Origin of the sequence: Shewanella sp. SM32 (assembly GCF_025654235.1) — a bacterium.
Lineage (GTDB): Bacteria > Pseudomonadota > Gammaproteobacteria > Enterobacterales > Shewanellaceae > Shewanella > Shewanella oncorhynchi.
Genome location: NZ_JAKKRO010000006.1, coordinates 45,421 through 58,839, shown reverse-complemented (window position 1 = coordinate 58,839; position 13,419 = coordinate 45,421). Strand labels below are relative to the sequence as shown.

The window sequence follows — 13,419 nt, the reverse complement described above, 5'->3', positions numbered from 1 at the left end:
AACCTGTTAAAACGAATGTTTTAGTGGGAACTCAATGATATTTGGGGCAAATGTCTCATGATCCTTACAGGAGTTTTACTATGGTCCAGGCAACAGCAAGACATTTGTTAGTCAGCAGTGAAGAGCAGTGTCAAGCGCTGAAACAGCAAATAATGGAAGGCGCAGATTTTGCTCAAATTGCTCGCGCGCACTCTTCTTGCCCATCAGGTGTCCAAGGCGGCGAATTGGGGTCATTTGGTCCTGGCATGATGGTCAGAGAGTTTGATGAAGTGGTTTTTAGTGCACCATTAAACGAAGTACAAGGCCCCGTGAAAACGCAATTTGGCTTTCATTTACTTGAAGTGACCAGCCGCGCGTAAGTTTTACCGCTTATCTAATACAGCTTGTTTGATACGGCAGCGTTTGCTGCCGTTTTGTTTGATATGCTCATCACGGAGTCACTATGCTGGAACTCTACACAGATAGATTGAAACTCAGGAGCTTACAAGATAGTGATTGGGAACATTTTTATGCACTGCATAACGATCCTGAGATTAATCGTTTTGTACGCGTTCCAGAGTCGCAAGAGGTGATCCGCAGTAAGTTTCAGCAGCGTTCCGATACTTGGTTCTACGGTTCTGGCGATTGGCTGACCTTAGTGATTGAGACAGTTGATACTGGGCAGTTTATTGGTTTAACGGGCCTTTATTGTCAAAGTTTCGAGGAACAGCGTGCCGAAGTGGGTTATTTACTGGCGGCCGAGGGGCACGGAAAAGGTTATGCGACTGAGAGCTTAATGGCGGTCATTGATTGGGCCTGTTTAAGTTTTAATGTACATAAATTTGTTGGGCATTGTGCTAAAGATAATCACGCATCGGCACGAGTACTCGAAAAGTGTGGCTTTCGACTTGAAGGTTTACTCAGGCAGCAATTCAAAATAGGTGAAAACTGGCTCGATGAATCAGCCTTTGGCCTACTCGCCGATGAAAGACGTCTCTAGCCAAATTATCTTCAGCGAATTTTGTACTGTGCTGGTATAATGCCGCAGGTTTATTTTTAGAAGGCGTGTATTAAGTGGCGCAAATTAATCAATTGGCTTTGCATTCTGGCGAAGATTTCATTGAATTGTACAAAGTATTAAAAGTGCAAGGCATGAGCAATGCAGGTGGTGAAGCCAAACATTTTATCGACGAAGGTCAAGTCACTGTGAACGGTGAAGTTGAAACTCGTAAACGTAAAAAAATTATCGTGGGCGACATCGTCAGCTTTAATGGTGAATCAGTTCAAATCATTGCGGCAGAATAAGCCTGAAACAGTGGAGCAAGAAATGCAATTTCCAGATGATGACAATGGTAAAATGCTGGCCGCAATGGCTGAAGCGGGAATCGATTTAACTAAAGAGTTAGATGTTGATTTCTTTTTGGTTTTTGATGACCAACGCGATGCTGAAACTGCGTTAGAAGAATTAACAAATTCTGACTTGGAAGGCGAGCTTGAGCTGAATCTGAATGATGAGCTTGGTAAGTGGGAAATCATTGTTTGTCTCAATATGGTGCCTGAGTACGATACATTGGTTGAACAAGAAGTCATGCTAAATGATTTTGCTGCCGAATTCGGCGGTATGACCGACGGTTGGGGCGTAATGCAACATCAAGACGGTGACGATGAGTTTATGGACGATGATGACCATGACCATGTTCACGGTGAGCATTGCAATCACTAATTCTGATGCGCTTTAAGCCTTGAATCTAATAAACCACCTTTTGGGTGGTTTTTTATTGGTGTTTTTCTGCGCTCAGTTAGTGATCTCAATAGCCTCGTTTGGCACCTATAGCTTTATTGTACCTCGCTTGAACTGAGATAGGCTTAATGCAGATTAATGACGATAGGGCGCAAAAATCTCTAATAACCAGTCGATAAAAGCTTGAGCTTTTAACGGCAGGCTTGGGGATTTTGGGGTGAGTAAATAATATCGATAGGGACTGGTAAAGGGGGCGTCGAAGGGGATGACTAAGCTGCCATTTGCCAGTTGTTCTTCGATGAAAAATCGCGGAATAAGTGCTGCGCCCATGCCACTCGCTGCCGCTTGACTCAACATATAAAAATGCTCGACACCAAAGGTTTGCGCTTGGGTGAGTGTTAAACCCACCTTTTCCGCCCAATACTCCCAAAGTTCGGGTCTTGTGGTGTGTTTCAGTAAAGTGACGTGATTAATGTCCTCGATATTTTGCAGCTTAGGCGCTAACGAAGGCGCACAAACTAAGCATAAATCCTCATCCATCAGCTTGATATAATTCGCGCCCTTAGGGATAACTGTGCTACTACGGATCGCAATATCATAACGACCTTGGCTAAAATCCACTGCAAAGTCGCCAATGGATAAGTCGACATACAAGTGTGGATGGCGGGATTTAAACTGCTCCATTCTTGGAATGAGCCAATTGATGGTTAAGCTTGGCAGCACATTGATGGCTAAGGTTTGCGGCTTAGTGGGCTGACGGCGCAAGTCACTGGTAGCACTAGATAGTGTTTGCAGAGCGGCTTGAACATGGGGTAAATAGCGTTTGGCTTCATCGGTTAAACCAACTTTTTTATGTAAGCGTACAAAGAGTGCAAAACCTAAATAATCCTCCAATACTCTGATTTGTTTACTGACTGCGCCATGGGTGACATGCAACTCCTTGCTGGCTAATGTCATGCTCTGTAAACGTGCTGCGGCTTCGAAGGCACGGAGAGAATTGAGGGGCGGTAGTTCGGCAAACATTTTATTTCCTACTGCTGGAAAATCAGAACAGGACTCGGGATTTTGTGTGAGTTTATCTCACGCTGTGCCGACAATAACTCCTTTGCATTTATTTGGCAAACGCAGTCTAATGTTCGGCAATCACTCTCTTTTTTATCAGAAGAATAATAAATCATCATGGAATTTGAACTGACTCTACAAATCGCAGCGATACTTTTTGCCGTCGCTATGGTGGCTGGTTTTATTGACTCAATCGCCGGTGGCGGAGGCTTGCTGACCATTCCTGCACTTATGTGGGCAGGCTTGCCGCCTGCGGTTGCCTTAGGGACAAATAAGCTGCAGGCCTGTGGCGGCAGTTTTTTTGCGAGTCTGTACTTTGTCCGTAAAGGGCTGGTTGATCTTAAATCCGTTAAGTTAGCCTTGATTTGTGCATTTATCGGTGCGGCATTAGGTACGATTCTAGTTCAACTCGTCGATACTGAAGTGCTGGAGTTGATGTTACCTTTTTTGATTTTGGCTATTGGTTGTTACTTTTTATTTTCGAAAAAGATTTCTGAAGATGATGAACATCAAGTGCTGACACCTACCGCATTTGCTTTTACTGCGGCATTGGGCGTGGGATTGTACGATGGCTTTTTTGGCCCTGGTACTGGGAGCTTTTTTGCGCTGGCCTTTGTATCGCTAGCGGGTTTTGGTTTGGCGAAGGCAACTGCCCACGCAAAACTACTTAATTTCTCCACTAACATTGCTTCGCTGATCTTCTTTGCCTTGGGCGGAAAAGTGATTTGGTTATTAGGATTAGTCATGCTGGCAGGGCAAGCGATTGGCGCAACCTTGGGTTCTCGTCTCGTGGTCACTAAAGGTACAAAGATTATCAAGCCATTGGTGGTGACTATGTCCCTTGCTATGAGTTTTAAACTTTTGGCGAGCCAATATAATTTATTTTCTTAAACTATTTGATATTAAGCATTTTATAAAACTCACTCATCAATAGACGCTCTTTAAGCTGCGCATGAGTGTATCTTAGTGGTGTCCATCTTGGCTCAAAAGTTAAGCCGAGGTGGATATCACCCAAAAGATCCGCCAAATGACGACTTAAAACGTCTCATCCTACTTTGAGTTAGGTGTACTCTTTCAAGTTTTTTGAATAGTATTACCTGTCATTTTTAATACACTTTTTAGGCTTCTTATTGTTTTGGTGTGTATTTTAAATATTGTGTACATATTTAATCCGATTGATATAAGTGCAGTGTTTATCTTGCCAGTCTTATTTTGCATCGACGGGCGGCATGTGCGCTCGGGTTTAGCGCCACCACTTCTTTAAAAGAGCGATTATGAAATTTATCCACACCTCGGACTGGCACATAGGTCGTCAATTACACAATCAATCACTACTGGATGATCAAGCCTTTGTGCTCGAGCAAATTATTGCTCTAGCGGATGAACACAAGGTGGATGCCGTGATTGTGGCGGGGGATATTTATGACAGATCGATTCCGCCTGCGAATGCGGTCGCACTGTTAGATGATGTGCTTAACCGCTTAGTGCATGATTTAGGTCTACAAGTCATTATGATTGCGGGTAACCACGATGGTCACGAGCGCTTAGGTTTTGCAGCAAAACAAATGGCGGCAAGTGGGTTACATATTATTGGGCCTTTGAGTGCTGACATTCATCCCATTACTTTATCGAGTTCAAGCGGTGATGTGGTGTTTTATCCCTTGCCCTATGCCGAACCTGCCACAGTGCGCCAAGTTTTTGAGTGTGAGGCGGCAAGCCATGAGGCCGCAATGACGCTATTGCTTGAACAAGTACGCCAGCACGATAGCCAAGGTTTGCCGAAAGTAGTGATAAGCCATTGTTTTTTGGATGGTGGCAGCGAGTCAGAATCTGAGCGGCCACTGAGCATTGGTGGCGCCGATAAAATATCGCCAACGCTATTTACTGAGTTTGATTATGTCGCCCTTGGGCATTTGCACGGACCGCAATACAAAGGTGCAGAGCATGTGCGCTACTCAGGATCGATTTTGAAGTATTCCTTTAGCGAACAACATCAACATAAGTCGGTGACCTTAGTCGAACTTAGCGCGCAAACGCCGATTAAAATTAGTTTATTGCCATTAACGTCGATACGCGATGTCCGTATCTTAGAAGGGGAGTTAGCCACATTACTCGCCCAAGGTAAAACGGATATCAAGCGTGAGGACTACCTTATGGTCAGACTCCTTGATAAACATGCCATTTTAGATGCTATGGGTAAATTGAGAGCCGTTTACCCTAATGTGCTGCATTTAGAGCGGACTGGTCTGATGGCGGGGCAGCAACAAGTCACCTTGAGCCGAGATCATATCAAAAAAGGCGAGATGGACATGTTCCGTGACTTTTTCTCTCAAGTGTCCGGCGAGTCATTAACACAAGCACAGCAAGCCGTGATGGATGAACTCCTGACTAAGCTACACAATGAGGAGCGCCAAGCATGAGACCACTTAGCCTTTCCATGTCAGCCTTTGGCCCCTTTGCATCGACTCAACAACTTGATTTTACGGCCTTAGGCACTAATCCGTTATTTTTGATTAATGGACCCACTGGTGCGGGTAAGACGACCTTGCTCGATGGTATTTGCTTTGCCCTCTATGGCAAAACCACTGGTAATGAGCGTGAAGGCAGCCAGATGCGCTGCGATATGGCCGATGATAGTCTGCTAACAGAAGTCACTTTTAGTTTTCAGTTGGGTAATTGCAGTTATCGTATTCGCCGTGTGCCAGAGCAAGACAGGGTTAAAAAAAGCGGTGACGGCTCAACGGTGCAGAAGCCCGAAGCTCAGTTATATAAGATAGACGCCGAGGGTAATGAAAGTTTGCTTGTAGCGAGCAAAGTCTCTGAGGCAACCGCTGAGATTGAAGCCTTAACTGGCCTCGATGTGGAGCAGTTTCGCCAAGTGATGGTGTTGCCGCAGGGAAAATTTCGCGAATTGTTAATGGCAGACTCTAAAGCCAGAGAACTGATATTTAGTCAGCTATTTCAAACGCATATATATCGACGTATTGAAGATTCCTTAAAAAGTAAGGCTGCAGATATCCGCGCCTTAGTGAAAGATCAACACAGCCGCCGTGATGGCATTTTACAAAGTGCGGGTTTAGCATCCGATGACGAGCTTAGCTGTGAATTAGCCAAGCTTACGCCAGAACTTGAAACAGCCCAAAGTGCGAAAGAACAGGCATTACAGCAGCAACAATGGGTGATAAAAACCAGCGATGCCGCCCAGCATTTATTGGCCGAATTTGTGCAGTTTGATGCCTTAACTCAAACGGTTGCTGCGCTTGATGCACAGCAAGAAAACATGGCTGCGCAAACCTACAAACTGAATTTGGCTAAACAGGCGCAGCACTTGGCACCCATGCTTGAGGTGTTTGTGGCCCGTGAGCAGGAAGCCAAGGCGGCAAGTCTTGCCCTTGAACATGCGAAAACAGCATTAACCAATGCTAAAAAAGCCTTCGATAACGCAGAGCTTAAGGCTGCTGATTTGCCCGTGTTGGAAGCGTCGTTACTTGAACAGGAACAGGTTAAACAGCAACTGAATGCCTTAGGGCCGCAGCTCAGGGAATTGGATAGGCTTAATAAAACCCTTGAACAAGAGCAAACGGAACTCATTAGCGCGAAAACACAACTTCAGAACAGCAAAAATGAGTTAACCACCGCAGTCCAAAAACGCCGTGAATTGGAATCCGCTCTGCCGCAACTACAGGCCAATAGCGAAACTCGCCTCTCATTGCAACAAGCGCATCAGCAGCAACAGCAGTTATTGTCTACCTATCAGCAATGGCAACAAGTGGCGGCAAGGGTATCGTCGACACAGGCAAAACTTGTTGAGGCTAAAGCCAAAGGGCGACAACTCAGTGCTCAGCATCAGCAAGCACAGGTTGCATATAAAGCCTTATTGTTGACTTGGCACCAAGGGCAGGCCGCTATTTTAGCGCGGCAATTACAGCAAGATGAACCTTGCCCCGTTTGTGGCAGCCAAACACATCCACAGCCAGCACAAAGCCAAGAGCCGCTCCCAAGTGATGAAGCGCTGCAATTAGCACTAGAGGCTGAAACGAATGCTCAAGAAATCCTGAGCAAAGCCAGAGCGGAATATCGTGGGCTACAAACGCAGTTAGAAACCTTGCAACAGCAAGCACAAGATCTCGCGGTCCAATTGGGCACTGCGGTTGATATTCCTTTAGGCGAACATACACATACCTTGTCGCAATACGCTTTCTCACTCACTCAAGCGGAGCAAGCCCATCAGCAGTTACAGCTGTTACAGCAAGAGATTGCATTGTTGCACGCACAGGAAACGCATCTACAACAAAAGCTAGAGCAAGGACAAACACACGACAGTGCACTGCAATCTAAAGTGGATCTATTGCAGGGGCAGTTAGCGCACATGCAGCAAAGTGTTCCATCTGCGCTTGCAACGCTTGAGGCCTTAACTGCAGCAATCGCGCAAAATCAGCAAAGTATCAGCCAAATTAAGCAACAGATCACTAGTGTTAGGGAGCTCCAACAAGAGACTGGCCAATCTTTTGTTGCGGCTAAAGCGGCACTTAATGGTGCTGAAAATGCTGCTGAGGCGGCATTAGCCCAGCAAACGCGTGCACAGCAGCAACTCAATCAGCAATTAGTCGCAGCAGGTTTTGCCGATCAACAGGCCTTATTTGAGGCCATGCTGGATGAAGAACAACAGCGTGCATTAGCCAGCGAAATTGAGGCTTACCAGCAGCGCAGTGCTTTGACCAAGGCACAGTGCGAGCAGTTAGCGCTTAAGCTTAAGGATAAAGTACTACCCGATAGCATTAAGCTGGCTGCTGAGCTTGAGTTCGCGCAGCAAGCATTACACGCTGCCGAGCAGGCATGGCAGTTGCTTCACACTCGCACAGTATTACTGATGCAAACCCAAACCCAGCTGAGTATTGCCGATGCAAAAGCTAAGGTTTTGGAAGATGAATATGCGGTTATCGGTACCCTCGCAGATGTCGCTAATGGAAATACGGGTAATAAGATCAGCCTGCAACGTTTTGTGTTAAGTGTACTGCTTGACGATGTGTTGTTAGAGGCAAGCCACAGGTTACACCTGATGAGCAAAGGGCGTTATCGTTTATTGCGTAAGGAAGATAGGGCCAAGGGTAACAAAGCTTCTGGGCTCGAATTGGAAGTAGAAGATGCTTATACCTCCAAAGTGCGTCCTGTGGCTACCTTAAGCGGTGGTGAAAGTTTTATGGCAGCATTATCTATGGCGTTAGGCCTATCTGATGTAGTGCAAGCCTATGCTGGTGGTATTAAACTCGATACTTTATTTATCGATGAAGGCTTTGGCAGTTTAGATCAAGATTCTTTAGAACTGGCCATTCGGACCCTGATGGATTTGCAATCCTCTGGCCGCATGATAGGGGTGATCTCGCACGTGTCGGAAATGAAAGAGCAGATAAATACCCGCATCGACATCAATAAAACCTCACATGGGAGCGAAATGACGATAGTTTTGCCTTAGTTGCTCATTCTCACAGAGTACGATAAATAACAAATTGTTTTATAAGTGTTATTTATTGTATCTCCTGCGTGTTTAACATTCGGATAATACACACAAAGTGAGTTGGAAATGCCAACTAGCGCATGTTTTTCATTAATGGTGCAACAAAAGAGTGAAATAGCGTTTGTCATAATCGGTTTTTTGATATAAGTTGGAAAAAATTCGGGCTTCCCTCAAAGGGACTGGTCAAAAATAGAACGCAAAGTTAACGAAAGGTGAAAAGCGTTGCAAACAGGCAAACCCAACTTTATCAACTTATCGCAAACCCGTTTGCAGAACTTATCATCGACCCAAAAGAACATTCTATTAATGGGTAGTTTGTTGATGGGTGCTGCGATGTTGATGCCGAATAATAACCATGTTACGCCAACTGCTCAGCGTATCCCTGTTGTTCTCGATATTGAAAATATTCTCCCTCAAGTTTCTGAACCTGAAGTCCTAGATCAAGCTGCACTCATTAATAATGCTCCCCAGTTTGAGCGAATTATCGTTTCCGGTGATACCTTAAGTGGGTTATTTTCCAAGGCGGGTGTTGATCAGCAGACTATGTATAAGGTTTTAGAAGCTGATTTAAACATTTTGGCACTTGATACCTTGTTACCTGGTAACAGAATGCAATTTTGGCTTGATAGTGAAGGTCAGTTACAAAAATTAGAACTTTATTTTAACGCTGCCCGCCAAGTGGTTTTTACGCGTTATGAAGACGGTAGTTTTAATGTTGAAGAAGTGAACGTTGAAGGTGTTTGGCAAAATCGAATTTTGACTGGCGATATTAAAGGTTCTTTCTACGTTTCAGCCCAAAAAATGGGCTTAGCCGCTGCAGATATTCAGCGAATTGAAGATTTACTCAAAGAAAAATTGAATTTTGCCCGTGATTTACGAGCTGGTGACAAATTCTCAGTTTTGGTAAATGATCAATATGTTGAAGGTGAACCGACGGGAAGTAGCCAAATTTTAGGCGTCAGTATTAAAAGTGGTCGTTCTGAAATTAGTGCATATCAATATTCTGATGGTAGTTATTATGATGCTAAAGGCCAGAGTTTAGTTCGGGCATTCCAACGTTATCCGTTAGCTAAGCAACCGCGTATGAGTTCACGTTTTAACAGCCATCGCAAACACCCAATCACAGGGCGTATTTCTCCCCATAATGGAACAGATTTTTCCGTGCCAATCGGGACTAAAGTTATTGCACCTGGTGATGGAATTGTCAGTTTAGTGACGGACCATCAGTTTGCCGGTAAGTATATTGTGATTGAACATGGTGGTAAGTACCGTACCCGTTACCTACATTTGTCTAAGGCGTTAGTGCGTAAAGGTCAACGTGTAACTCGCGGTCAAGTGATTGCTTTATCTGGTAATACAGGTCGTTCGACTGGCCCGCATTTGCATTATGAATTCCATATCAATGGTAAACCTGTTGATCCGTTGAAAGCCGATATTCCTATGTCGAGCAAGTTAGCAAATCAAGATTTACGCACATTCACTAATATGGTGAAGAGTCGTGAAGCTATAATGAACTTAGGTTAGCCAAACCTAAGCTAATAGAATTTATAGTATCAAAGTTTGAATAAACAATAGCACTGATTTTCTAGAAGAGTTTATCAATGCCGATGAAATGAAAATTTCATCGGCATTTTTGTTTCCACAATACTTATTATGGTAGGCATTTTTTTGCTATCACGAGTACTGTTCGAGTTGTATAAAAGCTTAAAACTTGTTCGATTCGAAGTCGTGGCGATAAAACATAAGGGATAAAATAGATAGGATCTTCAGTTAGAAGTGGTATAGCGAGTCATTCAAAAGGTTGTGAAGAGGAAAATTGTGCAGATGAAGAGCTTATAACGTTTTTTATTAAGGACTGAACAGAGAACCCAATATGCAGTGCTAAATCGTGCCTATCAGCTTGCGTGGCGCCTTTGCATCACTTTTAATGCGCACTTGCACAATTTACCTTTTAATGCGGGACAGCCACCACAGGGTGATTTTTTAAAGGGACGTAATGCAAAGCTGTGTTCCGTGGGTAAAGGAGAAAGTCGAGTAATAATAGTCGATGAAAATGTCGCATCATTTGCGGCAATAAAATTAGCTTTCGCGAGTTTTAATTGTTTTTTGAGTGTTGATTTATTGCTATGGGCAAATTCTTGCTGAGCAATATGCTTAGAGAGTAATTGGGTGAGGTGCTTTCGTTGAGCCTTTTTATTCGTCAAAGATTTATCAGTCTGCGCGCGTAGATGTGATGAGGATGTAATAGCGTTCCCTGTGTTTGAAACAGATTTCGCCTGTGTTTTGAGTAGCTTTTTAGCTTGCTTTTTACACCACTTGCTTAATATTTTATCGATATTCTGTTTCGTCATTGTCATTACAGTATTTTGCTGCGCTAGATACTACAACATTCTAAATGAAAACTATTATCAGTCAAGTTTTGGGCGAAAAATATACGAAGGTTAGGTGTCGACTTTATCTGCAGAATAAGGGGATATGTTAGCGTCGATGCAAGTCAATAATAAGCGCAAATCAAATTCAAACTGGTGATAATCCGGCTCCATGTGGGTACACAAATTATAGAAAGCTTTGTTGTGATCTTTTTCTTTTAAATGGGCTAATTCATGTACGACGACCATACGCAACAAAGGTTCTGGTACACGCTTTAAACGCGAAGAAATGCGAATTTCGTTCTTCGCTTTGATTTTATTGCCTTGAACTCGTGCTACGTAAGAATGCAAGCCAAGTGCATGATGGCTAATATTAATTTTGTCATCAAATATCACTTTTGAGAGCGGGGAGGACTGGCGTAAAAATTGATTTTTAATCGTCTGAGTATAGTCGTACAGCGCTTTATCGCTACGAACGCTATGTATGACAGGATGACGTTTCAGCAATAGCTTGGGTAATGTGCCAGCATCGAGATGTTGCTGTACCTGCTGCTGAATATCAAGGCTGTAACCGTTTAAGTACTTTAATGGATTCATAGAGGATTTAGCTCCGAATGACTTCGGAGCCTGAGTTCATCACATTACTTATACTTTGCCAAAAATTCGGCGATTTTGATGGGCGTAAGCGGCTTCGAAAGCTAACTGCTGTACTTTTTTAAGATCTAAACTATCGAAATCAACTTGGGGTGGATTGCGCTTGTTTTGCTCTTTGATAGTGACAGGAGACAATAGACTGACGGGTAATTCCCCTAATTGAATGGCTGCTTCAAGTTTAAAGCTTGTCGCTGAACCCGCGAGTTTACCTTTTTGCTCACGTTCTATGATGACAACTTCATCAACGCGATAATCTTGCATAAGCTTATGAAAAGCGAAGTGAAACTCACGAATAGCTTCTGTGGTAGCAGATTGGGAAACGGTGAAAGACACCTTACGGCATTCTGGCACATTGAAGGTTTCACCTTCATAGCTCAATAAACTGATAATGGCTTCGCCACCTTTTAATTCAACACCACAAACTCTCATGTTACACCTTCAAAATATCGATAATAGCGCTATTGTAGCTGGAAATGACATGAGGATCAGTGTTTACCATGCGCTTTTGATTCGCTTGGCGACAGACTGATAATTTTAGTATGTCAATTTCCAGTATTAGATCATGCCTATGTGATTTGTATCAGAGATAATATCTGATGTTAAATCCACCGGCCTTTATGCATAAATTAGTTTTAAACTTCTTCAGTATCATTATCTTGCAGTAATTGTGCCGCAGCAGGTTTTCTACGCATAGGAGCATCGCCGACATCCACGCCCGTGATGAAACGCTTATCCCGCGACGGTGCTGGTGTGGTTGATTTGGTTCTTTTGCTCTTACCTTTAGCAAGCTCCGCTTTAGCAACACGTTTTACTGGCGTCTGTTTAGCTTTGCTTTTTAGACCACTAAATTTAGCTTCTAGGCCTGGAATTGTGCTTATCTCAAAGGTTTTTCTGAGGAAGATTTGGACTTTCTTAAAGTTGTCCCAATCTTTTGGCCCGACGAGCGATATCGCATCACCTTTTGCGCCTGCACGACCAGTACGGCCGATACGATGCACGTATTCTTCGGCAAATTTAGGCATGTCGAAGTTAACGACCAAGGACACATTGAGCAAATCCAGACCACGAGAGGCGACATCGGTCGTCACTAGGACTTGTTGTTGGCCACGGGAAAATTGGTCCATGATTTGGTTTCGTGCGGCCTGCTTTAAATCACCGCTGAGTGCGGCGGTTGCAAAACCTTGCGTGGTTAATTTAGCGGCTAAGCGCTCAGTATCTGGACGCGTCGCGGTAAAAATAATCACTTGTTTATGGGTTTCATCTTTGAGCAAACGGGCTAATAACGCTTCTTTATGGTCTAAGTGGTCACATAAAAAGATACGTTGATGAATATCGTTATGCTCAGAGTGAGCCGCGCCAATCGCCACGTGCGCTGGATTTTTTAGTAATGTTGCTGCGATATCATTGATTTCGTCGTGATCTAACGTGGCAGAAAACATCAGAGTTTGACGGCGTTTATGATCGGCTGCATCGTTGATGGCTTTTAACTGCGGGGCAAAGCCTAAATCTAACATGCGGTCGGCTTCATCGAGGACTAATAACTCTAAGCCATTGAGAAAAAGATGCTTCTGTTCTAAATGATCGGCGATACGGCCTGGAGTCGCGACAATAAAATGCGGTTCTTTCGCTAAGGCTTTGGCTTGGTCATTAAAGTTTTCACCGCCCAGTACGCTGATGGCCTTGTATTGGGTGTTGGCGACAAGGAGGCGAAGCTGACTATAAACCTGATGTGCTAGTTCGCGAGTCGGTAATAAAATCAAGACTCTAGGATCACGTTTCGACAGTGAGCGGGTAGAAATGACTCTTTGCAATGCGGGTAACAAAAACGCTAAGGTTTTACCTGAGCCCGTTTTTGATGACGCCATTAAATCTTTACCTGCCAATGCGATAGGCAGTGCTTGTTCCTGGATGGCGGTGGGTTCTGTGATCCCCATATGTTTTATGCTTTGAAGCAGACGCTGGTCCAGAGAAAAATCGGTAAATTGCAAAGGTATATCCCCTAAATCTTAGTAAGGGCAGATTATAGCCTTAATCGCCCTTGCTCAGCTATCCACATCGGTGATTATCTCTGCTTCATGCACGGATTGATGTAGAAAGTG

General features: G+C 44.0%; 13 protein-coding genes. 8 read left to right on the top strand and 5 right to left on the bottom strand.

Going from position 1 to position 13,419, the window contains the following annotated elements; genetic code table 11:
• Positions 1 to 80 precede the first annotated feature (80 nt).
• From L5M10_RS04045 to L5M10_RS04030, 4 genes are all read left to right on the top strand, one after another.
• The gene (locus L5M10_RS04045; RefSeq protein ID WP_263254875.1) at positions 81 to 359 is read left to right on the top strand and encodes a peptidylprolyl isomerase; all 279 of its coding nucleotides are present in this window, start codon (positions 81 to 83) and stop codon (positions 357 to 359) included.
• An 83-nt stretch (positions 360 to 442) separates the two neighbouring features.
• Complete coding sequence (locus tag L5M10_RS04040) at positions 443 to 979, top strand: GNAT family N-acetyltransferase (protein WP_028760432.1); 537 nt, start codon at positions 443 to 445, stop codon at positions 977 to 979.
• Between the two features lie 74 nt (positions 980 to 1,053).
• Complete coding sequence (locus tag L5M10_RS04035; RefSeq protein ID WP_263254874.1) at positions 1,054 to 1,284, top strand: RNA-binding S4 domain-containing protein; 231 nt, start codon at positions 1,054 to 1,056, stop codon at positions 1,282 to 1,284.
• A 22-nt stretch (positions 1,285 to 1,306) separates the two neighbouring features.
• A complete protein-coding gene (locus L5M10_RS04030) occupies positions 1,307 to 1,702 on the top strand; it encodes a ribonuclease E inhibitor RraB (protein WP_105252914.1) in 396 nt (131 codons plus the stop codon).
• A 153-nt stretch (positions 1,703 to 1,855) separates the two neighbouring features.
• On the opposite strand, the gene L5M10_RS04025 is transcribed toward L5M10_RS04030, so the two are convergent.
• Entirely contained in the window at positions 1,856 to 2,743 is an 888-nt protein-coding gene (locus tag L5M10_RS04025) for a LysR family transcriptional regulator (RefSeq protein WP_168823676.1), read from the bottom strand.
• 156 nt (positions 2,744 to 2,899) lie between these two features.
• Here L5M10_RS04025 and L5M10_RS04020 point away from each other — a divergent pair, with 156 nt between their 5' ends.
• The 4 genes from L5M10_RS04020 (at position 2,900) to L5M10_RS04005 (ending at position 9,821) form a co-directional block, all read left to right on the top strand.
• A complete protein-coding gene (locus L5M10_RS04020) occupies positions 2,900 to 3,673 on the top strand; it encodes a TSUP family transporter (protein ID WP_263254873.1) in 774 nt (257 codons plus the stop codon).
• A 383-nt stretch (positions 3,674 to 4,056) separates the two neighbouring features.
• Positions 4,057 to 5,202 (top strand): exonuclease SbcCD subunit D, encoded by a 1,146-nt coding sequence (locus tag L5M10_RS04015; protein ID WP_014610311.1) that lies wholly within the window; start codon positions 4,057 to 4,059, stop codon positions 5,200 to 5,202.
• On the top strand, positions 5,199 to 8,255 hold the full coding sequence (locus L5M10_RS04010) for an AAA family ATPase (protein ID WP_263254872.1): 3,057 nt from the start codon (positions 5,199 to 5,201) through the stop codon (positions 8,253 to 8,255). The genes L5M10_RS04015 and L5M10_RS04010 overlap by 4 nt, the downstream gene beginning before the upstream one ends.
• A 264-nt stretch (positions 8,256 to 8,519) precedes the next feature.
• Positions 8,520 to 9,821, top strand: coding sequence for a peptidoglycan DD-metalloendopeptidase family protein (locus L5M10_RS04005; protein ID WP_113938827.1), 1,302 nt, complete (start codon positions 8,520 to 8,522; stop codon positions 9,819 to 9,821).
• Between the two features lie 371 nt (positions 9,822 to 10,192).
• Here the strand turns inward: L5M10_RS04005 and L5M10_RS04000 are convergent, their stop codons facing one another.
• From L5M10_RS04000 to L5M10_RS03985, 4 genes are all read right to left on the bottom strand, one after another.
• Entirely contained in the window at positions 10,193 to 10,648 is a 456-nt protein-coding gene (locus tag L5M10_RS04000; protein WP_317630135.1) for a hypothetical protein, read from the bottom strand.
• A 90-nt stretch (positions 10,649 to 10,738) separates the two neighbouring features.
• Positions 10,739 to 11,263: a M48 family metallopeptidase gene (locus tag L5M10_RS03995; RefSeq protein WP_028760423.1), complete on the bottom strand. Its 525-nt coding sequence runs from the start codon at positions 11,261 to 11,263 to the stop codon at positions 10,739 to 10,741.
• A gap of 48 nt (positions 11,264 to 11,311) precedes the next feature.
• Complete coding sequence (locus L5M10_RS03990) at positions 11,312 to 11,749, bottom strand: DUF3010 family protein (RefSeq protein ID WP_028760422.1); 438 nt, start codon at positions 11,747 to 11,749, stop codon at positions 11,312 to 11,314.
• A 203-nt stretch (positions 11,750 to 11,952) separates the two neighbouring features.
• Positions 11,953 to 13,308 (bottom strand): DEAD/DEAH box helicase, encoded by a 1,356-nt coding sequence (locus tag L5M10_RS03985; RefSeq protein WP_263254871.1) that lies wholly within the window; start codon positions 13,306 to 13,308, stop codon positions 11,953 to 11,955.
• Between the last annotated feature and the right edge of the window lie 111 nt (positions 13,309 to 13,419).